At 48.4% G+C, this 22843-nt stretch carries 24 protein-coding genes; 16 read left to right on the top strand and 8 right to left on the bottom strand.

The window, feature by feature from the left end; genetic code table 11:
* The first annotated feature begins 20 nt into the window (after positions 1-20).
* From ACTHS8_RS02780 to recR, 3 genes are all read left to right on the top strand, one after another.
* Positions 21-368, top strand: a complete 348-nt coding sequence (locus ACTHS8_RS02780; RefSeq protein ID WP_371508719.1) for an ArsC family reductase — start codon at positions 21-23, stop codon at positions 366-368.
* 145 nt (positions 369-513) lie between these two features.
* Positions 514-2367, top strand: coding sequence for a SurA N-terminal domain-containing protein (locus tag ACTHS8_RS02775; RefSeq protein ID WP_440372916.1), 1854 nt, complete (start codon positions 514-516; stop codon positions 2365-2367).
* Positions 2368-2449: 82 nt separating this feature from the next.
* Complete coding sequence (gene recR, locus ACTHS8_RS02770) at positions 2450-3055, top strand: recombination mediator RecR (RefSeq protein ID WP_440372915.1); 606 nt, start codon at positions 2450-2452, stop codon at positions 3053-3055.
* A 62-nt stretch (positions 3056-3117) separates the two neighbouring features.
* On the opposite strand, the gene ACTHS8_RS02765 is transcribed toward recR, so the two are convergent.
* A complete protein-coding gene (locus ACTHS8_RS02765; RefSeq protein ID WP_003683377.1) occupies positions 3118-3405 on the bottom strand; it encodes a hypothetical protein in 288 nt (95 codons plus the stop codon).
* Positions 3406-3619: 214 nt separating this feature from the next.
* Here ACTHS8_RS02765 and ACTHS8_RS02760 point away from each other — a divergent pair, with 214 nt between their 5' ends.
* From ACTHS8_RS02760 to ACTHS8_RS02745, 4 genes are all read left to right on the top strand, one after another.
* On the top strand, positions 3620-4870 hold the full coding sequence (locus ACTHS8_RS02760) for a lipoprotein-releasing ABC transporter permease subunit (RefSeq protein ID WP_254323693.1): 1251 nt from the start codon (positions 3620-3622) through the stop codon (positions 4868-4870).
* On the top strand, positions 4863-5546 hold the full coding sequence (gene lolD / locus ACTHS8_RS02755) for a lipoprotein-releasing ABC transporter ATP-binding protein LolD (RefSeq protein ID WP_254321918.1): 684 nt from the start codon (positions 4863-4865) through the stop codon (positions 5544-5546). Before ACTHS8_RS02760 ends, lolD begins: the two co-directional genes overlap by 8 nt.
* Positions 5547-5675: 129 nt before the next feature.
* Positions 5676-7439 (top strand): exodeoxyribonuclease V subunit alpha, encoded by a 1764-nt coding sequence (recD, locus tag ACTHS8_RS02750; RefSeq protein ID WP_440372914.1) that lies wholly within the window; start codon positions 5676-5678, stop codon positions 7437-7439.
* 96 nt (positions 7440-7535) lie between these two features.
* A complete protein-coding gene (locus ACTHS8_RS02745; protein WP_440372913.1) occupies positions 7536-8735 on the top strand; it encodes a hypothetical protein in 1200 nt (399 codons plus the stop codon).
* Positions 8736-8830: 95 nt separating this feature from the next.
* On the opposite strand, the gene ACTHS8_RS02740 is transcribed toward ACTHS8_RS02745, so the two are convergent.
* Positions 8831-9232 (bottom strand): RNA-binding S4 domain-containing protein, encoded by a 402-nt coding sequence (locus ACTHS8_RS02740; protein WP_003679090.1) that lies wholly within the window; start codon positions 9230-9232, stop codon positions 8831-8833.
* 204 nt (positions 9233-9436) lie between these two features.
* Between ACTHS8_RS02740 and ACTHS8_RS02735 the strand changes: the two genes are divergently transcribed.
* From ACTHS8_RS02735 to ACTHS8_RS02710, 6 genes are all read left to right on the top strand, one after another.
* Entirely contained in the window at positions 9437-10396 is a 960-nt protein-coding gene (locus tag ACTHS8_RS02735) for an acetyl-CoA carboxylase carboxyltransferase subunit alpha (protein WP_070591224.1), read from the top strand.
* A gap of 91 nt (positions 10397-10487) precedes the next feature.
* Positions 10488-11813, top strand: a complete 1326-nt coding sequence (gene tilS, locus ACTHS8_RS02730; RefSeq protein ID WP_440372912.1) for a tRNA lysidine(34) synthetase TilS — start codon at positions 10488-10490, stop codon at positions 11811-11813.
* A 218-nt stretch (positions 11814-12031) separates the two neighbouring features.
* Positions 12032-12631, top strand: a complete 600-nt coding sequence (gene rpoE, locus ACTHS8_RS02725; protein ID WP_036493687.1) for an RNA polymerase sigma factor RpoE — start codon at positions 12032-12034, stop codon at positions 12629-12631.
* A gap of 5 nt (positions 12632-12636) precedes the next feature.
* The gene (locus ACTHS8_RS02720; protein WP_440372911.1) at positions 12637-13179 is read left to right on the top strand and encodes a sigma-E factor negative regulatory protein; all 543 of its coding nucleotides are present in this window, start codon (positions 12637-12639) and stop codon (positions 13177-13179) included.
* 118 nt (positions 13180-13297) lie between these two features.
* Entirely contained in the window at positions 13298-14089 is a 792-nt protein-coding gene (locus tag ACTHS8_RS02715; protein WP_440372910.1) for a TrmH family RNA methyltransferase, read from the top strand.
* A 34-nt stretch (positions 14090-14123) separates the two neighbouring features.
* On the top strand, positions 14124-14783 hold the full coding sequence (locus tag ACTHS8_RS02710; protein ID WP_049348483.1) for a YecA family protein: 660 nt from the start codon (positions 14124-14126) through the stop codon (positions 14781-14783).
* Between the two features lie 61 nt (positions 14784-14844).
* On the opposite strand, the gene ACTHS8_RS02705 is transcribed toward ACTHS8_RS02710, so the two are convergent.
* From ACTHS8_RS02705 to ACTHS8_RS02690, 4 genes are all read right to left on the bottom strand, one after another.
* On the bottom strand, positions 14845-15333 hold the full coding sequence (locus ACTHS8_RS02705) for a DUF456 domain-containing protein (protein ID WP_063075298.1): 489 nt from the start codon (positions 15331-15333) through the stop codon (positions 14845-14847).
* A 142-nt stretch (positions 15334-15475) separates the two neighbouring features.
* Positions 15476-16711: an MFS transporter gene (locus ACTHS8_RS02700; protein ID WP_440372909.1), complete on the bottom strand. Its 1236-nt coding sequence runs from the start codon at positions 16709-16711 to the stop codon at positions 15476-15478.
* A 100-nt stretch (positions 16712-16811) separates the two neighbouring features.
* Positions 16812-17210 (bottom strand): extensin, encoded by a 399-nt coding sequence (locus ACTHS8_RS02695; RefSeq protein ID WP_440372908.1) that lies wholly within the window; start codon positions 17208-17210, stop codon positions 16812-16814.
* Between the two features lie 96 nt (positions 17211-17306).
* Positions 17307-19352, bottom strand: a complete 2046-nt coding sequence (locus ACTHS8_RS02690) for a TonB-dependent receptor (RefSeq protein ID WP_440372907.1) — start codon at positions 19350-19352, stop codon at positions 17307-17309.
* Positions 19353-19737: 385 nt separating this feature from the next.
* Between ACTHS8_RS02690 and ACTHS8_RS02685 the strand changes: the two genes are divergently transcribed.
* Positions 19738-20358: a TetR/AcrR family transcriptional regulator gene (locus tag ACTHS8_RS02685; protein WP_440372906.1), complete on the top strand. Its 621-nt coding sequence runs from the start codon at positions 19738-19740 to the stop codon at positions 20356-20358.
* Positions 20359-20450: 92 nt separating this feature from the next.
* Here the strand turns inward: ACTHS8_RS02685 and ttcA are convergent, their stop codons facing one another.
* Both ttcA and ACTHS8_RS02675 read right to left on the bottom strand, forming a co-directional pair.
* The gene (gene ttcA / locus ACTHS8_RS02680) at positions 20451-21410 is read right to left on the bottom strand and encodes a tRNA 2-thiocytidine(32) synthetase TtcA (protein WP_070591316.1); all 960 of its coding nucleotides are present in this window, start codon (positions 21408-21410) and stop codon (positions 20451-20453) included.
* Between the two features lie 128 nt (positions 21411-21538).
* Positions 21539-21892, bottom strand: coding sequence for a RidA family protein (locus ACTHS8_RS02675; RefSeq protein ID WP_003683286.1), 354 nt, complete (start codon positions 21890-21892; stop codon positions 21539-21541).
* 99 nt (positions 21893-21991) lie between these two features.
* Here ACTHS8_RS02675 and ACTHS8_RS02670 point away from each other — a divergent pair, with 99 nt between their 5' ends.
* Entirely contained in the window at positions 21992-22477 is a 486-nt protein-coding gene (locus ACTHS8_RS02670; RefSeq protein ID WP_440372905.1) for an aminoacyl-tRNA deacylase, read from the top strand.
* Between the two features lie 15 nt (positions 22478-22492).
* Positions 22493-22843: DnaJ domain-containing protein (locus ACTHS8_RS02665; RefSeq protein WP_440372904.1), on the top strand; the 351-nt coding region annotated here is incomplete at its 3' end.

The following is a 22843-nucleotide window of genomic DNA, read 5'->3' as shown; positions in this document are numbered from 1 at the left end:
TAAAACTAAGGATAAATAAGATGATAAAACTGTACGGTATTCCCAATTGCGATACGGTTAAAAAAGCGCGTAGTTGGTTGGTGGAAAATGGAATCGAGTTTGAGTTTGTAGATTTTAAGAAAAACGCCCCGACTGCCGAATTGATTGATAGCTGGCTGGAGCAGGTAGCTTTGGAAATTTTGCTCAATAAAAGAGGCACGGCTTGGCGCAAATTGGATAAAGATGCGCAAGAATCTGCCGCCACAAAAGAAGGGGCGATTGCTTTGATGGTAGAAAATCCCAGCATCATCAAGCGACCTGTATTGGTCAAAGAAGGACAGGTTCATGTCGGATTTTCAGTAGAAGCGTATCAGGAAATTTTCGGATAAGGCATTTTTAGGTTTTTAGGCCGTCTGAAAAAGCAAGCCTCGAAAAAATACGTTACAATACGCGCTTTGAGCCTGTTTTCAGGATTTTAAGATTTTTGCGGCAGCATTTTCCGGCTGCCGCGCCAAACTTTTCTTTCGGATAAATATGTTCCATATTGTTGAAAAATATAAAACACCCGCCCAGATTGTTTTAGGTATCATCGGTCTGACCTTTATCGGATTCGGTGCCAATAATTTGTCTTCGCCGGGTTCTGATTACATTGTCAAAGTCGGGGATGAGAAGGTCAGTGAGCATGCTTTACAGATTGCAATACAGAATGAGCAGGCTGCCGGCAATAATGCGCCTTCGCGTGATGCTATATTCCAATCTTTATTGCAACGTGCTTACCTGAAGCAGGGTGCCAAGCTGATGGGTATCGCTGTGTCTCAGGAACAAATCAAGCAAGTTATCGTGGATGATCCGAATTTCCATGATGCTTCCGGCAAATTCAGTCAGGATTTGCTCAAGAAGTATTTGGATCAGCGCAAAATGACCGAGGATCAGTTTGTTGAAGATATCCGCGAACAGTTCCAGTTGCAAAATCTGTTGAATTTGGTGCAAAACGGCGCTTTGGTCAGTGATGCGCAAGCGCGTCAGTTGATTAACCTGACCCAAGCTACCCGTACCATTCGTTCATTTACGTTCAGCCCTGAAGCATTTGCGGCACAAGTAAAAGTAGATGATGCGGCTTTGCAAAAGTATTATGAAGCGCATAAGAAAGATTACTTGATTCCTCAAGCCGTTAAGCTGGAATATGTGGCTTTAAACATCAAAGATTTGGCTGACAAGCAAACCGTCAGTGCGGAAGAAGTACAAAAAGCTTATGACAGCAAAAGCGTAGATTTGTCGCCAAGAGCGGAAATTGCGCATATTTTCATTCCGGTTATGCCTAACGGAGATGAAGCAAGCAATGCGGAAATTAAAGCCGAAGTAGACAAAATGGCTGCAGAACTCAAAGCGCACCCAGATGCTTTTGCCGAGCTAGCGGCCAAGTACTCCAAAGACTTGTCCAGCAGCAATAAAGGCGGCAATTTGGGCTACCTGAGCAAAAGCGGCGGCAGCGGCTTTGGACCTGAATTCGATAAAGCGGCATTTGCATTGGGTAAAGGCGAAGTCAGCGATACCGTTAAATCATCTTTGGGTTATCACGTCATTAAGGTTTTGAATGTCGAAGCTGAGCCGACTTTGGAACAAGCCAAAGCGCGTATCGAAGCAGCCTTGAAACTGAAAAAAGCAGCTTCTGCCTTTAATGCCGCTAAAGAAAAATTGGGTGAAGATACCTTCAATGATCCATCTTCTTTGGCAAAAGCAGCCGCCAATTCAGGTTTGAAAGTGGAAAACTTGGATGAATGGGTAACCAAAGCGGGTGCGAAAGAAGCCGGTTTGCCTGAAACGTTGATTAATGCTGCGTTTAGCGACGATGTACTGAAGAAAAAACATAATTCTGAAGTAATTGCCATCAACAACGAAACCGTTTGGGTTATTCGTGCGAAAGAAGTGCGCGAAGAGAAAATTGCACCATTTGCAGAAGTCAAAGATACTGTCCGTGCAGCATATCTGCGTTCTGAAGCCGCCAAACTGGCAGAGAAGAAAGCCCAAGAAACTTTGGCTGCGTTGAAAGCCGGTAAAGCTGTCGACGTTCAATGGTCGCCTGTTTCGCAATTGAGCGCGCAAGATGCGCGTAGAACCATGACTCCGGAAGCTTATGCAGCTTTGTTGAAAGCGCGCCCTGTCGGCGGTAAACCTGCGTATGCATTGTTGGAAGGTATGCCTGCACCGGTGATTATGGAAGTTCAGAGCGTTTCTGCTCCTGAAAATGCCGATTCACAGATTCCTGCTGCCAAACAGGCTTTGGTTCAGCAGCTTTCTGCCAATGTGTTCGATAATTTACTCCAGTATTTGGATAAGAAAATCGATCGTACGCAAGGTGCACAACAAGTTAATAATGCTGCCGAATAAGCAGAATATTAGAGTAGGGCAGCCGGATGAATTCCGGCTGTTTTCTTATTTTTAGCTATCTTTTTAAAGGCCGTCTGAAATCATGAGTAAAAATCCTGATGCCTTTGTCCGCTTGATTAATGCATTAAAAATCCTGCCCAATGTCGGCCCGAAATCCGCACAACGCATGGCTTACCAGCTTTTACAGTACAAACGCGAAGAAGCGCAGGAGTTGGTGGATGCTTTGCAGTTTGCCTTGAAACAGGTGCAACATTGTCGGATGTGTAATACATTTTGCGAGGGCGATTTGTGTGAAATTTGTGCGGACGAAAAACGTGAGAAAAGCCGCTTGATGATTGTGCATATGCCGGCAGATGTTTCCAGTATGGAGGCGGCTAATTGCCATGATGGCCTGTATTTTGTTTTGATGGGGCAAGTCAGTCCGGCGCAGGGTATGGATATTTCGGCAGTAGCATTAGATAAACTGGTTACCCGTTTACAGGCGAGTGATATTGAGGAAATTATCATTGCAACCAACTTTACAGCCGAAGGCGACGCGACAGCGTATGTATTGGCGGAATTGTTTAAAAATCTTCCTTATAAAGTCAGCCGATTGGCGAGGGGAATCCCTTTGGGCGGCGAGATGGAATATGTGGATGCCGGTACTTTGGCTCAGGCTGTTTACGATAGAAGAAATATCCAATCTTAAATGCCAATATGAAAAGGCCGTCTGAAAGTCTTTCAGACGGCCTTTTCATTGATTAAATCAGATTATTTGCAGCTGACGCCTTGAATTTGAGGCGTATCGCCGTTGCCGACTTTAAATGCGCATTTGGTTGCGCTGCTGCCGGATACGGTAACAACACCGTTTCCGCTGTTGAGGCTGACAGGTTCTTTTACGCCCATACCGACAGCAGTGGCTGCCAGTTTTTGAACATCGGCGTCGGAGTAAGCGGTATTGTTTGAACTGATTTTGATTTCTTTGGCGGCATATGCGTTGAAGCTGAATGACAAACCTACAGCTACAGATACGAGGGCCAAGAATTTTTTGCTGTTCATTAGTGTATTTCCTTTTTGATGGTGACAAAGTGTGTCACAGCTTCAGAATAAGGGCGATTGGCCGATTGTGCAAGTTTTTCGGCGGAATTTACGGGAAGATACATGGTTTTACATACACTTTATCCCTGAATGCTACATCAGTCGGGCAATCGGACGACCTGTCGGTTTTACGGTACAATAAGCCTTTTTTGACAAACGAATGAGGCATTTTTGAATGGCTTCTTTAGAAACTTGGATAGGCCTGCGCTATCTGCGTGCGAAAAAACGCAACGGCTTTATGTCATTTATTACTATGATTTCAATCGCCGGTATCGCCTTGGGTGTAACGGCGCTGATTGTGGTTTTATCCGTAATGAACGGATTTCAGAAAGAGATACGCGGTCAATTGTTGAACGTCGCACCTCATGCGGAAATCGGCTATTACGATGTCGGCAGTGCGCCGGGTTGGCAGAATTTGCGCGAATTTGTAAAAGGTAAAAAGGAAGTATTGGCCAGCGCGCCTTATGTTTCCGATCAGGCTTTGCTTGCTAATGCCGGAGAAGTACGCGGTGTACAGATACGCGGTATCTTGCCGTCTGAAGAAAAAAATGTCGTTGATTACGGCAAGGATATGCCGGCCGGCAGTTTTGACGATTTGAAGCCGGGCGAATTTGATATTATTTTGGGTCAAGGGCTTGCTGAGGCATTGGGCACGGAGATTGGCGGTAAAGTTACTGTGATTACGCCTGAGGGAAATGTTACTCCTGCCGGCGTAGTGCCGCGCTTGAAGCAGTTTAATGTAGTCGGTGTGGTAAAAACCGGTGTTTATGAGGTCGATAACACATTGGCCATGACGCATATCAAGGATGCGCAAGTCTTGTACCGACTGGGTGAAAATGTCGGTGGGCTGCGTTTGCGATTGGCCGATCCTCAGAATGCGCCGTCTTTCATTGCCAAGTTGATTCCTGATGCTAAAAAAGATGAAGTTTGGGTGCGTGACTGGACGTTTAACAACCGCAGCTATTTTGAAGCTGTTGAGTTGGAAAAACGCATGATGTTCATCATTTTGACACTGATTATCGCGGTTGCTGCGTTTAACCTCGTCTCTTCTTTGGTAATGGCGGTAACGGAAAAACAAGCCGATATTGCGATTTTACGCACTTTGGGTTTGTCTCCGGGCGGCGTCATGAAGATTTTCTTGGTGCAGGGCGCATTTGCGGGGTTCTTCGGTACGCTTGTGGGCGTGGTATGCGGTGTCTTGCTGGGTTGGAATGTCGGTAAGATTGTCGCGTTTTTTGAAGACCTGTTTGGCGTGCATTTGATTAACTCACAGGTTTATTTCATCGATTACCTGCCTAGTGATGTGAACTTGAAGGATGTCGCCGTTATTGCCTGCATTTCGCTTGGCTTGGCATTTATTGCCACACTGTATCCGAGCTGGCGTGCTGCAAAAACCCAACCTGCGGAGGCTTTGCGCTATGAGTAAGACAATTTTGAAATGTATCGGTGTTGGCAAAAGCTATAATGACGGCGCATTGAATGTACAAGTGTTGAATCATTTAGATTTTGAAGTTGCCGAAGCGGAAAGCGTGAGTATTATTGGTTCATCAGGCAGCGGTAAATCCACATTGCTGCACCTTCTTGGTGGTTTGGATATGCCGTCTGAAGGCAAGGTAATACTGATGGATCAGGATTTGGGCGGTTTGAGCCAAAAACAGTTGGGCGAATTGCGCAACCGTTATTTAGGCTTTGTGTATCAGTTCCACCATCTATTGCCTGAGTTTTCAGCGTTGGAAAATGTCATGATGCCGCTTTTAATCGGCAAAATGCCCAAAGTGATGGCTGAGGAGAAGGCTGTTAAGATGCTGAAAAAGGTTGGCTTGGATAAGCGTATGCTGCACCGTCCGAGCGAACTTTCCGGCGGCGAGCGTCAGCGTGCGGCCATTGCCCGTGCTTTGGTTAATGAGCCGAAATGCTTATTGGCAGATGAGCCGACGGGGAACCTTGACCGTAAAAATGCGCAAAATGTGCTGGACATGATGCTGGATTTGAAACGCGAATTGAACACCAGCCTGATTGTGGTGACCCATGATGACGAGCTGGCTGAGCGTTTCGACCGGGTAATGACCATGAAAGACGGTAGTCTGCAAGTGCTGCAATAAGGTTATTATTTCAGGCAAATATTTTATGCTTTGAACGGTATAATAGAGGCCGTCTGAAAAATAGGTTTTCATTTATGGAAACGCTGTTTTTCAGACGGCCTTTTTTTTCATATCAATCAATTCTGAGCCATGAATCCGACCGACTCTATCCTTTCCTCTGCCGCAGATGCGGCCATAGCGTTTTTCCGCCGCCACGAAGTACAGGGTGCATCCGTTATTGAGCCTTATGTGGTTCGATTGTTTGCAGCCTTGCAAAACGGACATTCGTTTATTTACTTGGATAAAGCGGATGTTGATGCCTTAAGCAACTTGCCGAATTTGGTCGGTAGTGCGGATAAACCGCTTATCCTGCAAGGCCGGAAATTGTTTTTGGGGCGGATGTGGCAGTTGGAGCATGATTTGGCTGTTGAAATCAAACGGTTGGCCAGTGCCGAGACGGAAGAAGTGAATTTCATGGCGGCTTCAAAAAGCCTGAGCGACTGGTTTGATACTAAAGACAGTAAAGAGCAACGGGATGCTGCGGCTTTGGCTTTGCTGCAAAACTTTATGTTGATTACCGGCGGGCCGGGTACGGGTAAAACGACGACCGTAGCAAAGCTTTTGGGGCTGATTTGCAATAACAGTACGAAGCTGCCCCGTATCGCTTTGGCGGCGCCGACGGGTAAAGCGGCTGCGCATATGGCACGGGCTTTGCAGCGTGCTTTGGATGGTTTTGATTTGTCCCCAAGTATCAAAGCGCATTTGGAAAACTTGGAAGGGCAGACCGTCCATCGATTGTTGAAACTGCGGCCGCCGCAAATGCGTCCTGCGTTCAATCATGAATATCCGCTTGCTTTGGATGTTTTGGTGGTGGATGAGGCGTCAATGTTGGATTTGCCGCTGGTGTTGGATTTGTTGCGTGCCGTGCCGACCGGTTGTCGTCTGGTGTTGCTTGGCGATGAAAACCAGTTGCCGTCGGTTGGCTTGGGAACTGTGTTGGCGGCATTGTCGCGTCCGACGGCTTTAGATAAAGAAACCGCTGAAAAGCTGGAGGTGTACCTGCCCAATCATGGCTTTGAGATTAAAGGGCAGCCACAGGCTTTATCGCAAAACAATGCCAAATTGACGTTCAGCCACCGTTTTGGTGCAGACAGCGGTATCGGCTGTTTAGCAAGGGCGGTGGTGTCCGGGGAAAAGCAAACTGCGGTCGAACAGTTTGACAAGTTTCCCAAAGAATTGGAAATGAAATCAGGCCGTCTGAAAGAGCAGGTTGCCTTGCTGTATCAAAAGCAACAGGATTATTGGCAGGCTGTGGCAGAGAATAATGTTGCACTCGCCTATGGTCATGCGGCCGATGTGGTGGTATTGGCGGCTTGGCGGCAGGATGCGGATGATTTGAATCAGGCTTATCAAGAATACTTGCAACGACAAGGCAAGGTTTCGGGCGAAACGCCTTGGTTTGCCGGACAAATCATTATGATTACGCACAATGATTACATGTTGGAAGTGTTTAACGGCGACATCGGGCTGATTATGCCGGATAAAGAATCGTTGAATGGCTTGTCTGCATATTTTCCTGAGAAAGATGGATTCAAAAAAATTGCCATCAGCCGTTTGCCTGATTTTGAATCGGCTTTTGCCATGACGGTGCATAAGAGTCAAGGTTCGGAATATCGGGAAGTATGGCTGTTACCTCCGTCAGTGCCTGCAACGACGGAAAGCGAAGAAGAAGCCCGAGGTTTGGATAAGGCTCTGCTTTACACAGCCATTACCCGTGCGCGTGAACGTTTTGTGTTTTGGGGAAATGCGGAGGAATTATGTCAGGCTGTGGGATGCCATCAAAAACGCAGGACGGCATTGGCCGATGCCTTGGAATGGCAGTTTGAACAGCTTGATGAGCAGGATTCTGTTTGACTTGAATCAAGAGGCCGTCTGAAAGAGGATAAAGCGTTTAAATCTGCTTGACTGATTACACTAATTTACATACGATAAAAATAATTAGTAAATAAAATGAATAATTTATACGAAATTCATAATTTTGTACGCTTTATCGAATACTTCACTTTCAATACCTTCTTTTGGAGAGCCGGCATGAAATTTCAAACCAAACTGATTGTAACCTGTATTTTATTGGCTTCATCGTCTTATTCTTTGGCAGAAAATGCTGATGGCGGACGTGATGCGGCGGCTTTGTCCACCACCAACGATTACGTCAATTCCGGCAGTATTATTCGAAAAGACGACGATAAAATCAGTATTTTCAATGATTTGTTGACTGTGAATGGTGGCTTGCGCGTGCGTGCGGATACCAAAGACATCAATGCCAACAACAGCAGCATCAATCCGACGCCTGAAGACACCAATGCCAACTTTAATGCGGAGTTTTGGTTGCGCGCGAAACTGTACAAAGACTGGAAATTGGTTGCGCAAATCGAGCCGAATATCGATTTGGAAACCGGTAAATTCAACGGTGATCATGATGTGCCGGTGAATAAACTGTATGCCGAAGGCACTTTGTACAACAACATTAAAGCGCGTGTCGGTAAATTTGGTGCGTTTTCTTCATACGGCCGCGTATGGGATACCGAAGTAACCGGCGGTGAAATCTTCTTCGACAATAAAACCCTGCCTACCAAAATCTATGCAGGCCGCCGCACTGGCAATCTGAACGACAACGCATGGGGCATTGGCGGCCGCCGCAGACATTTTGCCGCGGTGCAAAGCATGTTGCCTGTGAATGAGAATATCAACGTCGGCGCAACCGTCAGCTACATGAAAGACATCGATGTACGCGGTGCGAAGAAAAATGCGGTCTTCGGAGAAATCGGTACGGACATCAAGTTTAATGACGATTGGCATTGGATGGCTGCAGTCAGTAAGTCCAATATCAAAGCCTATAATGATGCCGGCCAAAAAATCAAAAATGATGGCGTGTTCACTGAAGTGCGCTATAAATCAGCCGACTGGAACGTCCGCAATTCTTACGACGTATTCTTGAACTACCGCCGTGTCGGTTCATTGTCCGGTGTCTCTTCTGTTGAGGATTACAGCAAAAACGTCCAAGGCGTGCAAATCGGTGCGACCTATATTCCTTGGAAAAACTGGAAACTCAAAGGCTTCTATTTGGCCGGCAAACAGGTTACGCCTACTGTTGGCACGGATAAGCAGGACGTAAACGTTATTCGTGGTCAGTTAGAATATAAATTTTAATCATCACAAATAAAAAAACAGGCAGGATGTCCTGCCTGTTTTTGGTTTTCAGACGGCATGGGTATAGGGCCGTCTGAAACAATGGATGAAACGCTTTACCAGCTATCGCGCTTCATACGGTCAAGCTGGCGTCGGTCGCGTTTGGTTGGGCGACCATCCGGATAAGCGGCACTGATGCGGCTCGCTTGGTCGAGCTGTTTTTGAGCTTCGCGTTCGGCAGCCGTTTTCATGTCTTCTTCGTAGAGTAAACGCGCTTCCGGTGCCGGGCGGCGTTGATGATTGAGCGCGGCAACTTTGAATTTGTAGGGAAGGGAGTTCAAAGTCATGTCGATGGTGTCGCCGGCGGAAATATTTTTGCTGTTTTTCACTTTTGAGCCGTTTACCAAAACCCTGCCCAGCTCAATATGTTTTTGTGCCAGCGCACGGGTTTTGAAAAAGCGCGCGGCCCACAGCCATTTGTCCAAGCGCATGGACGAATTGTCATGATCGTTTTTCATAGCCTGTTTGAAATGATTGAACTGAATTGAAGTTTATCATAATATACGGCACTTCATGCGTTTAGTGCAGCTATACTATTTCTTTGTTAAAGGCCGTCTGAAAGATTTTTTATTGCAAAAGATGGCAGTTTCCCTTTGAGAAATGCTGTCAAATACGTCTGATTAGCGTATCATGTCAGCAACCGTTACCGAGAGCTTTGTTTTATGAAACCCGTTTTTTTGGACTTCGAACAACCCATCGCCGAATTAACCAATAAAATTGACGAGTTGCGATTCGTACAAGACGAATCTGCTGTCGATATTTCCGACGAGATTGCCAGACTGCAAAAGAAAAGCAACGAGTTGACCAAGTCGATTTTCAGCAAGCTGACTCCGGCTCAAATTTCACAAGTGTCCCGCCATCCGCAACGTCCTTATACTTTGGACTATATCAACGGTATTTTTACCGATTTTGAAGAGCTGCACGGCGACCGCCATTATTCTGACGATCATGCCATTGTCGGTGGTTTGGCGCGTTTCAACGGCCAAAGCGTGATGGTTATCGGTCATCAGAAAGGCCGTGATACCAAAGAAAAAATCCGCCGTAATTTCGGTATGCCGCGTCCTGAGGGTTACCGTAAAGCACTGCGCTTGATGAAGACTGCCGAAAAATTCAATATTCCGGTCATGACCTTTGTCGATACCCCGGGCGCGTATCCGGGCATCGGCGCGGAAGAACGCGGCCAGTCTGAAGCCATCGGCCGTAATTTGTACGAACTGACCCGCCTGCATGTGCCGGTATTGTGCACCATCATTGGCGAAGGCGGTTCGGGTGGCGCGTTGGCAGTGGCTGTTGGCGACTACGTCAATATGCTGCAATACTCGACTTATTCGGTGATTTCTCCCGAAGGTTGTGCCTCTATTCTTTGGAAAACTGCTGAAAAAGCAGCAGATGCCGCGCAAGCATTGGGTATTACCGCCAAACGCCTGCAAGAATTGGATGTCATCGATAAAGTAATTGATGAGCCTTTAGGCGGCGCACACCGTGATTTTGAAACCACGATGAAAAACGTTAAAACCGTTTTAGAACAGCAATTAAGCGAAGCGCAAAGCATGACCATGCCTGACTTGCTTTCTCGCCGTTTCGACCGCATTATGGCTTACGGTAAATTTACCGATAAATAAGTTTGACTGTTGAAAAAGCAAGCAGATGCCGTCGCTGCTTGCTTTTTTTGTGTTCAATTTTTGAGTCATTCAAAATTTCAGGCCGTCTGAAATGTCGCAACTATCTCCTGATTCCCTATTTAAAAGTTTTCAAGCAGCTTTTCCTGATTTGCCGAGCCATACTGTTGTTGAAGTTGGCTTGAGTGGCGGATTGGATTCTGTCGTCCTGCTGCATCTTTTGCATCGGATGCGTGAATTTCGCCATTTTGATTTGCGTGCCGTCCATGTTCATCATGGTTTAAGTACCAATGCCGACAGCTGGGCTAAATTTTGTCAGGATTATTGTCAGGGTTTGAATGTTGCCTTACGGGTATGCCGTGTCAATGTGGAAAAACAAGGAAAAGGTTTGGAAGCGGCGGCCAGGGCTGCACGATATCAGGCATTTTCAGACGGCCTGAAGAAAATCATTGTTTTGGCCCATCACCGCAATGATCAAATCGAAACATTTATGTTGTCGGCTGTGCGCGGGGGGGGATTGCGCGGTATGGCGGCGATGCCGGTATGGCGTGATTTGAATGAAGAGATTCAAATCTGGAGGCCGCTTTTGGCATTTTCCCGCCAGGAACTGGCTGAGTATGCGCAACAGTGGGGATTGTCTTTTGTCGAAGACGAGAGTAATGAAGATTCCGGCTATTTACGCAATTGGATGAGAAATCAGGCTTTATCGCAATGGCAGCAGCGAATTCCGAATTTTGAGCAGCAAATTTGTGCCAATGTTCGATTATTGCAGGAAGATTTGCAGCTTTTAGATGAATTGATTGAGTCTGAATACCAGCGCATCAGTCCAAACGGAATATTCAGCATCAGTCTGTGGCGGCAATGTGCGCCGCTTTTGCGCCGTCGGCTGCTTTGGTATTTTTTGCGAAAGCAAACGGAATCATTGCCTTCTTATCACAGCATTGCCGATTTTGCCCGAGTATTGGAAACTGCTGATCAGGCGCAGTTAAATTTTCCAGATGGGGAACTGGTCGCATATCGGGACAAGCTGTTTGTTTGTCATGAAAGTGAGTTTCAAAAACTGCCTTGGTGTAATGGCAGCGAAGTTCGAGGCCGTCTGAAAGATATTTTGCTGGAAAACGGTTTTGTTTTATTACCGTTTAAGGGAGGTTTGTCAGAAGAGGAGTTGGAGAAGCAGGCGGTACTCCGAAGTGTGGTCAAAGGTGATGTGATTCAGTCGGGAGAGAGGGAAAAATCAGTCGAAAAACTATTGCAAGAGTGTCATATTGTGCCACTCGTCCGTAAATATTGGCCGATTATCTTAAGTATGGGCAACAAGTGCCTTGCTGTTGTTAATCTTCGGGTGGGAAGCGATGTTCAAATAGGGGAAGGCTATCTGCCTGTTCATGAAAAGTTGGTTAAATATATAGCAGAAAAGTAAAGAGGCTAACTTTAAAATTAGTAAGTATTAGTAATTTAACTACTTGTGCTAAGTGTATATATAATAAGCAATACAGCTTATATTAGAGCATCTGCACGAATAAACTTTTGCGATTAAATGTAATCTTGTGGAACTATTTCAAAGCGTTGCTGTCTTTACTGTGCACAGCACGCTTTACTATTTTTGGTTTAAAGCAGTAAAACGATTAAAGGTTGAATATGAACGATCGCCAAATAGATCAAGTTTTGGTGGAGCGCGCACAGAAAGGTGACCATAAGGCATTCGAGATGCTGATGTCCAAGTATCAGCGTCGGCTAAACAGACTGATTTCCCGTTTTATTCAGGATGAGCATGAAGTACACGATGTAACCCAAGAGGCAATGATTAGGGCTTATCGTGCATTGGCAAATTTTCGTGGAGAAAGTGCATTTTATACATGGCTGTACCGTATCGGTATCAATACGGCAAAGAATTTTCTGACTACTTCGGGTCGCCAGTTTTTTGTCAGCTCGGAAGCAGCCAATGAGGAGGGAGATGTTCTCGATTTAACCGATCAGATTGCGGATTACCATACGCCGGAAGCTGAAATGATGAATCGGGAAATCTTACAGACCGTCGAAGCAAGCATTGCGCAACTGCCAGACGATATGCGTCAAGCCATTACGCTTAGGGAAATGGATGGCTTGTCTTATGAAGAAATAGCTCGGGTAGTGGATTGTCCGATAGGTACTGTACGTTCGCGTATTTTCAGAGCGCGTGAACTGATTGCAAAAGATTTGCGGCCGCTGTTGGATACTTCTGAAGATCAAAGGTGGTAATAAAAATGAACGACAAAACAAATAAAGCATTGGAGTATGTGTCTGCATTGATGGACGGTGAAGCATTGACTGAAGAGATGCTGGATGCCGTATTGGCAGACGAGGAAGCCATGCGCGCTTGGCATGAGTACCACATTATCGGCGACTGTATCCGTCAGGGTGCGGCGGCGAGTGTTGCCGGTGAAGCCATGCAAAGCAAAGCATTTACAATGCCTCAAGCTGAAGGCAAACAGGAAAAATATGCTCAGCGTGAAGCGGCCAATAGCGGCTTCTTCAAATTCTTCGCGGCCGCTGCCAGCGTGTGTGCGATTGCTGTTGCAGTATGGCAATTTACACCGCAAACTTCTCGTGAGTCTATGCCAGTTGCAGAGAAGTCTAATGTTCAGCCTGCCCAAAATATCATTCCGGTAAGCGGTACGCCTGGTGATAAAGCGGCTTCCGAGCCTAGTGAGACTGTTGTGCCGAATGCAGCAAAAGACGGCAAACTTGAAAATCGTCCGACTGTCCGTACCGAGCAGCAAAATGATCAACAGACTGTTGTGCAGTAAATAATGAAATCATGCAAAACCCTTGCTTCATTGCAAGGGTTTTTTATTTTCGTAGCAAAACCGTCAGGCCGTCTGAAAGCATAGCTTCAACGAAGTCAAAACAGTTATAATGCGCTCCATGAAACTGATTACCTCTGCTCAAAACGAACAGCTCAAACATTTATTCCGTCTGCTGATGCAGGCCAAAGCAAGGCGCGAAAGCGGTGAAACCGTATTGGAAGGCGTACATCTGCTGCAAACTTATTTGCAAAGCGGTGGTACGCCCAAACAGGTGTATCTGCCTGAAAAGAAAAAGCAACATATTGAAATTCAAGAAATTGCGGCGCAGTTGGACGAGGGATTGATTACTTGGGTCGGTAACGAAGCGCTGTCTAAAATCACCAGTCTGACCGATGCCGATGATGTGATGACTTGGATTGATATTCCGCAGCAGGTAGGCTTGCCTTTAGACGGCGATTGCGTGGTATTGGAGCGGGTGCAAGACCCTGGTAATGCAGGGACGATTTTGCGCAGCGCGGCAGCGGCCGGAGTCAGGCAAATCGTGTGCAGCAATGATTCCGTGGATATCTGGTCGCCTAAAGTGTTGCGAGCGGGGATGGGTGCGCATTTTCTGCTGTCTATTTTCAGTCGAGTGGAATTATCCGCTTGGATGGGAACGTATCAGCATCAAATTTGGGCAACTGCCTTGAGCGGTCGCAATATTGGTTTGTATGAAATGGACCTCAGTCAACCTTGTGCTTGGGTGTTTGGCAACGAAGGCAGCGGCGTGAGCGAAACGACAAAAGAAAAGGCCGATGCCTGTGTCAAAATCCCCATGTTGGGGCAAACCGAATCCTTGAATGTCGCGATGGCGGCGACGGTTTGTCTGTTTGAACAAATGCGGCAGCGTATCCATATCCAGGCCGTCTGAAAACAATAATACGATTTTATTTTAAGGAACAAAAATGCAAATACTGACTTTTGATGAAGCGGCACGCAGCCGATTGATGGAATTGCTGGATGCTAAATCCGAAGCCCACAACACCATGCGTTGTGATGAAGTTCAAGGTTTTATGATGGCTTTATTGAGCGGTCCGGATGCTTTGAATCCAACCAACTGGCTGCCTGAGATTTTGGGTGAGGAATCTTTGTTTGATGCCAAAGAGCGCACTGAAATAGAACGTTTGGTAATGGCAATGGCTGCTGATATGCGCATGAAGCTAAACGAGAAAATTTTGCCTGATTTGTGGTTTTATGAAGATGAAGCCGGCAATCCGGATTTCTACACTTGGTGTAACGCCTACCTTTACGCACTGGATATTGTGCCTACCGATTGGTTTGAAGCAGTCGATCAGGAAGAGTTTGAAGATTTGTTCTATCCGATTATGGCTTTGGGCGGCATCTATGACGATGAGGAAAACGGCGAAGTCATCTTGCATCTGAATGAAAAAGAGCTGACTCAGCTGGAGTCTGATTTGCCGCATGTCCTGCTGGATATTTACTGGTATTGGCAGGCCATCATCAATAAACCGCAAACCGTACGCCGCGAAGGCGAAAAAGTGGGGCGCAACGATCCTTGCCCATGTGGCAGCGGTAAAAAATACAAAGCCTGTTGCGGTAAATAAACAGCGAAATGAAAAGGCCGTCTGAATGCTTGAAATTCAGACGGCCTTTAATGTTTTTTGTTTAGAAGAATGAGGCTAACCAAACAAACAGGATGGTCAGTGCGATGGTCAATGCGCAGCCGATTTTGGCTACAGTGCCAATGATGAAGCCGATAAACGTACCGATACCTACTTTGCCTGCCTGCCATGTGTCTTTGCGTGCGATAAATTCGCCGATGGCCGCTCCGGTCAACGGACCAAGCAACAAGCCGGGAATGGAGAAGAATGCGCCGACGATACCGCCGATAAATGCACCCCAAACCGCGGTTTTACTTGCGCCGGTATATTTTGCACCCAACGCACCCGCCACATAGTCCATTGCAGTACCGAATACGGCAACGATGGCCAAAAAGGTCAGCGTACCCGAGCCAAACACTTGATAATCGCCGGCATAACCCAACAGCCATGCGCCGCCAAACATCAAACCCAATCCGGGCAAGGCAGGGTAAATCGTTCCCAAAATACCGACAACAATGGCGATTAAACCGAGAACTATGAGAACAGCAGTCATGAGGTTCCTTTTGAATTTAAGAGTGTAATAACGGCAGTATTATGGGCACTTTTTGTTATATTTTTTGAGAGATTGTGCAATAAAATGAAAAATTATCCGGAGGAGCATTCAATTAAAATTGATGGGTAAATATCTGAACTCATTATTGTGAATCACGCTGTGGATAATTAAATAAATTTTTATTCAAATATAAAAGCAGGCCTACCAATACAGCTAAGTACACTGCAACCCAATACGCATCCGTATAACCAATAGCCTTGGCCAGCCGCAGGGCGGCGAAACCGGCCGCGTAACTGCCGAGCAGAACCACGGAAAATTGCAGGCTGCTGTCGAGTGCGGCGGTGGCGCGGTCGGATTTGTCCATCACCAACGCCAGTATTACCGGCAGCAGCAGCGTGTAGCTCAGGCTCAGGGCGATGATTTGCGCGGGGGGCAGCCAAGGGTGGACACGTGCGAGCGTGTCGATGGCAGTCATGGACGCCAAAAGCGGCAGTTGCAGCACGTAGAGCAGGAAAACGAGTTTGCGGCGTGGATAATTGCGCGAAAACCAGCCCGACAGCGGCGTCACAATCAGGCAGGCAACAGGAATACCTACCGCCAAAATCCCGCCTGTCTGTTTCGGGGTGAAGCCCAAATCCGCCAGTTTGGGCACAAAAGTCGCCGCCATAAACGCATATGGTGCAGCAACGGCAAACAGCAAAACCAGCCACCGCCAGCCCGTTTCAGGTTGCTGCCAAAAAGAAACCAGCCGTGCTGCCAACGCCGTCCAACTGCCTTGCGCAGTCGGACTTTCCGGCTCGCGGTAGCACAAGAGTTGCAGCAGCATCAGCAGGCTGAACGCCAGCATAAAGCCCGCCGCCGCCGTCTGCCCGTATTCCTGATACAGCCACAATACCAGCGCGCCGCCGATCATCTTGCCGCCGCGCGCCGCCATCGTCTGAATCACGCCGCCGAAACCTCGTTCGCGGTGCGGCAGGACGATGCACGACAAGCCCAGCATCGCGCAGCCGTACACCGCCGACATTGCCGAGAGCAAAACGCAGCAGGCCAGAAGCAGCGGGAAGTTCTGCGTTATGTCGGTGCAGGCTATCAGCCCGAACACTGCCGAAAGCCCCAGTGTCGCCGCCAGCAGCCAGCCGCGAAACCGCCCGAACCGCCCCGCCGGCCGTCGCTCCATCAGCGCGGCAAACAACACCTTCGCCGCTTCGATACCGCCGATTAAATGTATCCAGCTCAGTTGATTCAGGCTGTAACCGTGGTTTTTCAAAATAGCGACCAGCGCGACCAGATAAAAACCGGTCAGCGTGAATTTGTAGGTACTGCCGCCGATAAGCAGCAGCCAGTCGCGTGAGTTTGGGGAAGTCTGATTGTCGGACATCACATGATTCTTTTGAAGATGAGGCAAATAAAGGGACAAGGCCGTCTGAACATATTGGGTGGCAATACTTGATTTGTATTTAAATAGGTTTAGTATCTTTTCAGACGGCCTTCAACGCTTCTTCTGCGCGAAGCAGGGCGGTTGTTTCATCTGCTTCGACGATGTAGTTCACACCCAGCGCGGGGCCGAGTTTGGACGATTGTTCGCGGAAGAACGCCAGTTGCGCCGCGTCGGGTTCGATAAGGAGCATGGCGGCGCAGCGTTCGGACAGTTGCGGCCGATGTGCCTTTATCCATTCGATGTAAGTTTTGCGGTCGGCAATGCGCTGTTCATCGCTTACCTGCCGCTGCATCGGGGTGCAGACGGTGGCGAAGCGGGGGTTTTGGTTTAACAGGGTTTCGAATTCGGTCAGCCAGTCGGCGAAGTCGGCGACGTGGGTCAGGTCGGTCAGGTAGATGATGCCTTCGGGCAGGGTTTTGGCGGGGGTAAAGTAGTGCATGGGATTCCTTTGGGTGTTTTGGAGGAATAATCGTAGGTCGGGCATAAATGTCCGACCTACGATTATTTCAGACGGCCTCTATCATTTCAGTTTCATTTAAAACTTCCATTCCGCGCTCACGCCCACGCTTCTGGGGCGTTGGTAGAGCGCGTCTTGGCGGTCGGCGCTGGAAATGAATATGGGTTGGCGGCGGTTGAACACGTTGTCGGCGTAGAGCGAGACGCGGCCTTGTTTGAAGTTGTAGGCGGTGTAGAGGTTGACTTGGTTGTATGCGTTGATTTTGCCTGATTCGGCATTGTCGGCGGCGGAGTAGTAGCCGCCGTAGAAGCGCACGTCGCCGCCGGCTTCCCAGCCTTTGTCGTTCAGGTATTTCACGCCGATGTTGGCGGTGTATTTGGGCGCGCGACCGAGTTTGTTGCCTTCGATGCCGCTGTCGGGATAGCTTTTGATTTTGGTGTTGAGCAGCCCCAGTCCGGTGGTGAGTTTCAGGCTGTCGGTCGCCTGCCAGTCGGCGGCGAGTTCCGCGCCGTAGGTATGGACTTTTTTGGCGTTGCGGATGACGACGGAGTTGGTGCCGAGATAGAAGGGGAGCTGCATGTCGCGGTAGTGGTTCAGGAACAGGTTGCCGGTGAGTTGCAGGCGGCGGTCGGCGCTGCGCCAGCGGGTGTACCACTCGTAGTTGTTCACATATTCGGGTTCATAAGTGTAGGTTACGACGGGGCGGCCGAAGGTGATGCCCGCGCCGCCCGGATTGTAGCCACGCGCGGCTTTGATGCCGCTGACCCATTGGTCGGTGGGTTTGAAGGCGATGTCGATTTTGGGCAGGAACACGGTCTGGCCTTTGTCTAAATCGAGGTGCAGTGCGCCGCTGCCGCCGCTTCGTTTGTGCGTTTCTTTTTCAATGCGGGCGGCGGCCGTGATGTCCCATTTTTCGCTTGGACTGTATGTGGTTTCGGCAAACAGGGCACGCACGCTGTTGCGGTCGTCAAAGGTGTTGCGGCCGCCGACGCTGCGGATATCTACCCATTCGTCTTGTTTGCTGCGGAAGTAGTGCAGCCCGGCAAGGCCTTTCAGACGGCCTTTGTTTGAAAAATGCAATACCGGCTCCCATTGCAGTTCGCGGCCTTTGAGTTCGGCGGGCACGCCTTGCGGGCTGACGGTCATCGGCAGGTGCAGCCGCTCGTTGTGGTAGCGGCCGTAAACCAGTTTGTTTTCCAGTTTCAGATAGTCGTTAAGCTGCCACGATACGTCCCAGATGCCTGATGTCGAGCCGGTTACGAACACGGGCTTTTCTTTTAAAAAGCGGCGGCTGGCGGTGTTGCCCATGATTTCGTTTTGCGGCGCGCGCGAACGGATGTGGTTCAGCGTCAGGCGGCTGTAAAAATCGGGATGATTTTCGGGCGTGAGCAGAAGTTTGAAGCGCATGTTGGTGTTTTCCACGCGGCGCGGGTTGCCGGTCGGCTCGTAGGACACGAACGGCTCGTAGCTTTCGCGCTGCTGCCGCTCCGCACTCAAGCGGAAGGCAAGGTTGTTTTTCACAATCGGACCGGACACTGCGCCGGCGATGTTGCGCGTTTTCTGGTTGCCCAAACCCAAGCGCAGCGCGCCTTCCCATTCGTCGGTCGGGTCTTTGGAACGCATCACCACCGCGCCCGCCACCGCGTTCTGCCCGCGTACATGGCTTTGCGGCCCGCGCAAGACTTCCACCTGCTGCATGTCCCACAGCGACTGCGTGCCGAAGGCGTATTCGTTGTAAGTGGCGGAGCGGCCGTCTATGGACAGGTTCAGGCGCGGCCGCGTGCCCGCGAAAAACGCAACCGCCCCGACGGCAGGACCGGAGCCGTCCACGCCGCGCACGGTCGGCAAATCGTTGCCGCTGCCCAAGTCCACCGTGTTCACGGTCTGTTTGAGCAAGTCGGTTGCGGAAAGATTGTGGCCGCTGCGGTCGATGTTCGGCGCGGTGAAAACGCGGTTGGATGTGGCGGTTTCAAAGCCGCTACGGTTGGTGCGTTCGCCGGTGACGACGACTTCTTCCAACTGCACCTGTTCCGCATCTTGCACCGCATCAGCGGCATAAATCCATTCAGAGGCAAAGGCGGCGGCAATCAATAGAGGCAGGCGGCGGAGGGAGGGTTTCTGCATTTCCTTATCCTTTTAGACGGCATACGTCGGAGCTGATTGAATATCAGATAATCCAACCGCTTCGGCAGTATGCAAATATTTGTGTTTACACATTTACATAAAATAAACTATTAATGTAAAGTATAAGAAATAAAAAACAGGAATGCAAGTGTTTATCATTCACTTTAATTCCTCTCTTATAATAAATTGTCTAAAAAAATTCCTTCTCCTATTTTAGGGAGGAGAGTGATTCTGTAACCTTTATGAATTTGGCCTACTAAGTATCTGACAGCCTCTATTCAGTAGGGCAGTGAAGGAACAAGGAAAGAGGCCGTCTGAAACGCCGCCGTATTGCCATTGACGCTGTAGGGAAATATGATGAGTATCCTGCTTACGGATAAATTTAATGAAAGCCCTTTATGAACAAAATCAAAATCTTCTTAACGTCATGAACGCCAGCAAACAACAAATCATCATCGATGTTGCCTACCGACTGTTTCGCGAACAAGGTTTTTCCGCCGTATCCGTGGGCAGCATCTGCGCCGAGGCCACCGTCAGCCGCGTTACCTTTTACAAATATTACAGCGGTAAAAACGCGCTCTTGCAGCAAATCGTTACCGAGCAGAAAAACCGAGTCCGTGCCGAATTTGAAAATCTGCTTGCACGGCAATGTAGCCTGCGTGAAGCTGCCGAAACTATTTTTTTCCTGCAAAAACAATCATTTGAAGAACTCTATTCCTCCGCCTTCCTGCGTGATATTGAAGAGAATACCGATTTGGAGCTGGAGCGATTTTTCCACGAATTGAACGAAGAAAAATACGCTTTTATGCGCAGCTTCTTCCATACTCTACAACAACGCCGCCTGATTCAGCCCGATTTGCCGGTGGAGCTCATCGACTTGTTTATCCGTCAGGCAGATATATTGATGTATCATCCGCAACTGGCCGCGCTTTATGTCGCTGCGCCGCAAAAGCTACCGCAGGATATATTAGGATTGCTGCTGCACGGTTTGTCAGGGAAAGAATAGATAAAAAAGAATAGAAAAAATTTCAAATATGAATATTCAGACGGCCTTTCAGTCAATAGCTACCGAAAGGCCGTCTGAATGTCTAAACGCGTTTACATACCGCAGGTTTTGGGTTTGTTTGCCAAAATATTGATGACTTTGCGTTCGGCTTTTTGCGGTTCGATTTTGATTTCGCTTTCGTCTTCTTCGCTGCCGTCGGAGAAACGTTCCGGCATTTTTTCGCTGTCAAACGCCAAGTCGCCGCCGTGTTTCAGGCTTTGACCGCGTTCCAAGCCGACAAAGTCGAAAAGTTCGGTATCGGCCAAATGCGATGGAACGACGTTTTGCAGCGCGGAGAACATAGACTCAATACGGCCGGGGAAGCGTTTGTCCCAGTCGCGCAACATATCGCCGATGACTTGGCGTTGCAAGTTGGGCTGAGAGCCGCAGAGGTTGCATGGGATAATTGGGAATTGCTTCAGCTCGGCGTATTTGATCAAGTCCTTCTCTTTGACATACGCGAGAGGGCGGATGACGATGTGTTCGCCGTTGTCGCTCACCAGTTTGGGCGGCATGGCTTTGAGTTTACCGCCGTAAAACATATTCAGGAACATGGTGGCGAGGATATCGTCGCGGTGGTGTCCCAAGGCGATTTTTGTGCAGCCCAATTCTTTTGCAGTGCGATAGAGGATGCCTCGGCGCAAACGGCTGCACAGTGAGCAAGTCGTTTTACCTTCGTCCAACACGCGTTTGACGGTAGAGTAGGTGTCTTCTTCAACGATTTTGTACGGCACGCCTATGCTTTCGAGATAGGTCGGCAGCACTTCTTCAGGGAAGCCCGGCTGTTTTTGGTCAAGATTAACGGCGACCAGTTCAAAATCAATCGGCGCACTGGCCTGAAGCTGGCGTAGAATATCTAAAAGGGCGTAGCTGTCTTTGCCGCCCGAGAGGCAGACCATGATTTTGTCGCCCGGCTCGATCATATTGAAATCGTTAATGGCATCGCCGACGGCGTGGCGCAGACGTTTGCTGAGTTTGTTGTTTTCTAATTCTTGCTTGGTTTTTTTGGACATGGCTGTTTGTGCTTTGAAATAATAGAAAAATTTAAGGGCGGTATTGTACCGCAAAAGAATAAAGGCCGTCTGAAAAACTGCACTTGCTTGGTTGAAGCTGCATTTTCAGACGGCCTGATATTTGTGTTTTATTTGATTTGAAGGGCGGTAATTTTGATTTCAACTTTCCAGTCGGGCGAAGCCAGTTTCGCCTCCACGCAGGCACGGGCCGGAGCGCGTTCAGGAGCTGTCCATGCGTCCCAGGCTTCGTTCATGGCGGCGTAGTCGTTCATATCGGGCAGATAGATGGTAGCTTCTAAAATATGGGCTTTGTCGGATTGGCATTGTGCTAGCCATGAATCGATTTGCGCCAAAACATTTTCAGTTTGCGCTTTGGCATCGGCTTCAGGATTTTCGGGAACCATGCCGGAGAGGAAAACCAAGCCGTTGGCTACGACGGCTTCTGAATAGCGTTTGCTTGCACCAAGATAGCGGATGTCCATGTTGTCTCCTGATTTCAAAAAGAAGGTATGGTAACATTGCGACTGTTTACGTTCCACATTTAAGAGGGGCCGTCTGAAAAGGATGGCGGAAAACAACCCATGAGTAAAGCAGAATATCCGGTTACACAGGCAGTGCGCTTTTTACGCAGTAATAAAATCGATTTTGTCCCTTATATTTACGCGTATGAAGAACACGGCGGTACGGCGCGTTTTGCCGAATGTACGGGCAAGCCCGAGCATCAAGTCATCAAAACGATCGTCTTGCAGGATGAGCATAAAAAAGGCTTGGTTGTTTTGATGCATGGCAACAAACATATTTCCACCCGCAATTTGGCGCGTGAACTGGGCTTGAAACACATCGAGCCGGCAACGGCGGATCAGGCGGCGAAATGGACTGGATATTTGGTCGGCGGTACGTCGCCGTTCGGTATGAAAACCGCGTTGCCGGTTTATGTGGAAGAAAGTATTTGGGCTTTAGACGAGATTTTTATCAATGGCGGCAAGCGTGGGTTTATCGTAGGCATGAAGCCTGAAAACCTGCGGACGCTCAATCCGCAAAATGTTCATGTTGCAGTGGACGCGTAAAGGAGGGGAATACAGATGGAACAATTAAATTTATACGAAATCTTGGGTGTCTCTCAGGATGCTGATATCAACGTTATCCGCGAGGCTTACGGCAAATTGGTGGCCAATCCGGATATTCAGAAAGATGCGGAGCGGTTTAAAACCATCGGACAGGCGTTTGAAGTATTGTCTCATCCGGAAAAACGTCTGGCTTATGATGCGGCTATGCAGTACGAGCGTCAGGAAGTCAAAGACAATAGCTTCAATGATACGGCAGCCAATCATACGGCAAACTATAATACAGAGAGCAATAATACAGAGAGCAATAATACAGAGAGCAATAATACAGAGAGCAATAATACAGAGAGCAATAATACAGAGAGCAAT

This window comes from Neisseria sp. P0016.S008, from assembly GCF_051957775.1.
GTDB lineage: Bacteria > Pseudomonadota > Gammaproteobacteria > Burkholderiales > Neisseriaceae > Neisseria > Neisseria flavescens_B.
This window is presented reverse-complemented; position numbering and strand designations above follow the sequence as displayed.

Excerpts from the sequence above, each read along its gene's own strand:
- ACTHS8_RS02675 (WP_003683286.1), bottom strand. The coding sequence starts at position 21,892 with ATGGACATCCGCTATCTTGGTGCAAGCAAACGCTATTCAGAAGCCGTC.
- rpoE (WP_036493687.1), top strand. The coding sequence starts at position 12,032 with ATGAACGATCGCCAAATAGATCAAGTTTTGGTGGAGCGCGCACAGAAA.
- ACTHS8_RS02740 (WP_003679090.1), bottom strand. The coding sequence starts at position 9,232 with ATGAAAAACGATCATGACAATTCGTCCATGCGCTTGGACAAATGGCTG.
- ACTHS8_RS02695 (WP_440372908.1), bottom strand. The coding sequence starts at position 17,210 with ATGCACTACTTTACCCCCGCCAAAACCCTGCCCGAAGGCATCATCTAC.
- recR (WP_440372915.1), top strand. The coding sequence starts at position 2,450 with ATGAGTAAAAATCCTGATGCCTTTGTCCGCTTGATTAATGCATTAAAA.
- ACTHS8_RS02700 (WP_440372909.1), bottom strand. The coding sequence starts at position 16,711 with ATGTCCGACAATCAGACTTCCCCAAACTCACGCGACTGGCTGCTGCTT.
- ACTHS8_RS02685 (WP_440372906.1), top strand. The coding sequence starts at position 19,738 with ATGAAAGCCCTTTATGAACAAAATCAAAATCTTCTTAACGTCATGAAC.
- ACTHS8_RS02765 (WP_003683377.1), bottom strand. The coding sequence starts at position 3,405 with ATGAACAGCAAAAAATTCTTGGCCCTCGTATCTGTAGCTGTAGGTTTG.
- ACTHS8_RS02780 (WP_371508719.1), top strand. The coding sequence starts at position 21 with ATGATAAAACTGTACGGTATTCCCAATTGCGATACGGTTAAAAAAGCG.
- tilS (WP_440372912.1), top strand. The coding sequence starts at position 10,488 with ATGTCGCAACTATCTCCTGATTCCCTATTTAAAAGTTTTCAAGCAGCT.
- ACTHS8_RS02670 (WP_440372905.1), top strand. The coding sequence starts at position 21,992 with ATGAGTAAAGCAGAATATCCGGTTACACAGGCAGTGCGCTTTTTACGC.
- recD (WP_440372914.1), top strand. The coding sequence starts at position 5,676 with ATGAATCCGACCGACTCTATCCTTTCCTCTGCCGCAGATGCGGCCATA.
- ACTHS8_RS02715 (WP_440372910.1), top strand. The coding sequence starts at position 13,298 with ATGAAACTGATTACCTCTGCTCAAAACGAACAGCTCAAACATTTATTC.
- ACTHS8_RS02735 (WP_070591224.1), top strand. The coding sequence starts at position 9,437 with ATGAAACCCGTTTTTTTGGACTTCGAACAACCCATCGCCGAATTAACC.
- ACTHS8_RS02690 (WP_440372907.1), bottom strand. The coding sequence starts at position 19,352 with ATGCAGAAACCCTCCCTCCGCCGCCTGCCTCTATTGATTGCCGCCGCC.
- ACTHS8_RS02710 (WP_049348483.1), top strand. The coding sequence starts at position 14,124 with ATGCAAATACTGACTTTTGATGAAGCGGCACGCAGCCGATTGATGGAA.
- ttcA (WP_070591316.1), bottom strand. The coding sequence starts at position 21,410 with ATGTCCAAAAAAACCAAGCAAGAATTAGAAAACAACAAACTCAGCAAA.
- ACTHS8_RS02720 (WP_440372911.1), top strand. The coding sequence starts at position 12,637 with ATGAACGACAAAACAAATAAAGCATTGGAGTATGTGTCTGCATTGATG.
- lolD (WP_254321918.1), top strand. The coding sequence starts at position 4,863 with ATGAGTAAGACAATTTTGAAATGTATCGGTGTTGGCAAAAGCTATAAT.
- ACTHS8_RS02760 (WP_254323693.1), top strand. The coding sequence starts at position 3,620 with ATGGCTTCTTTAGAAACTTGGATAGGCCTGCGCTATCTGCGTGCGAAA.
- ACTHS8_RS02775 (WP_440372916.1), top strand. The coding sequence starts at position 514 with ATGTTCCATATTGTTGAAAAATATAAAACACCCGCCCAGATTGTTTTA.
- ACTHS8_RS02745 (WP_440372913.1), top strand. The coding sequence starts at position 7,536 with ATGAATAATTTATACGAAATTCATAATTTTGTACGCTTTATCGAATAC.
- ACTHS8_RS02705 (WP_063075298.1), bottom strand. The coding sequence starts at position 15,333 with ATGACTGCTGTTCTCATAGTTCTCGGTTTAATCGCCATTGTTGTCGGT.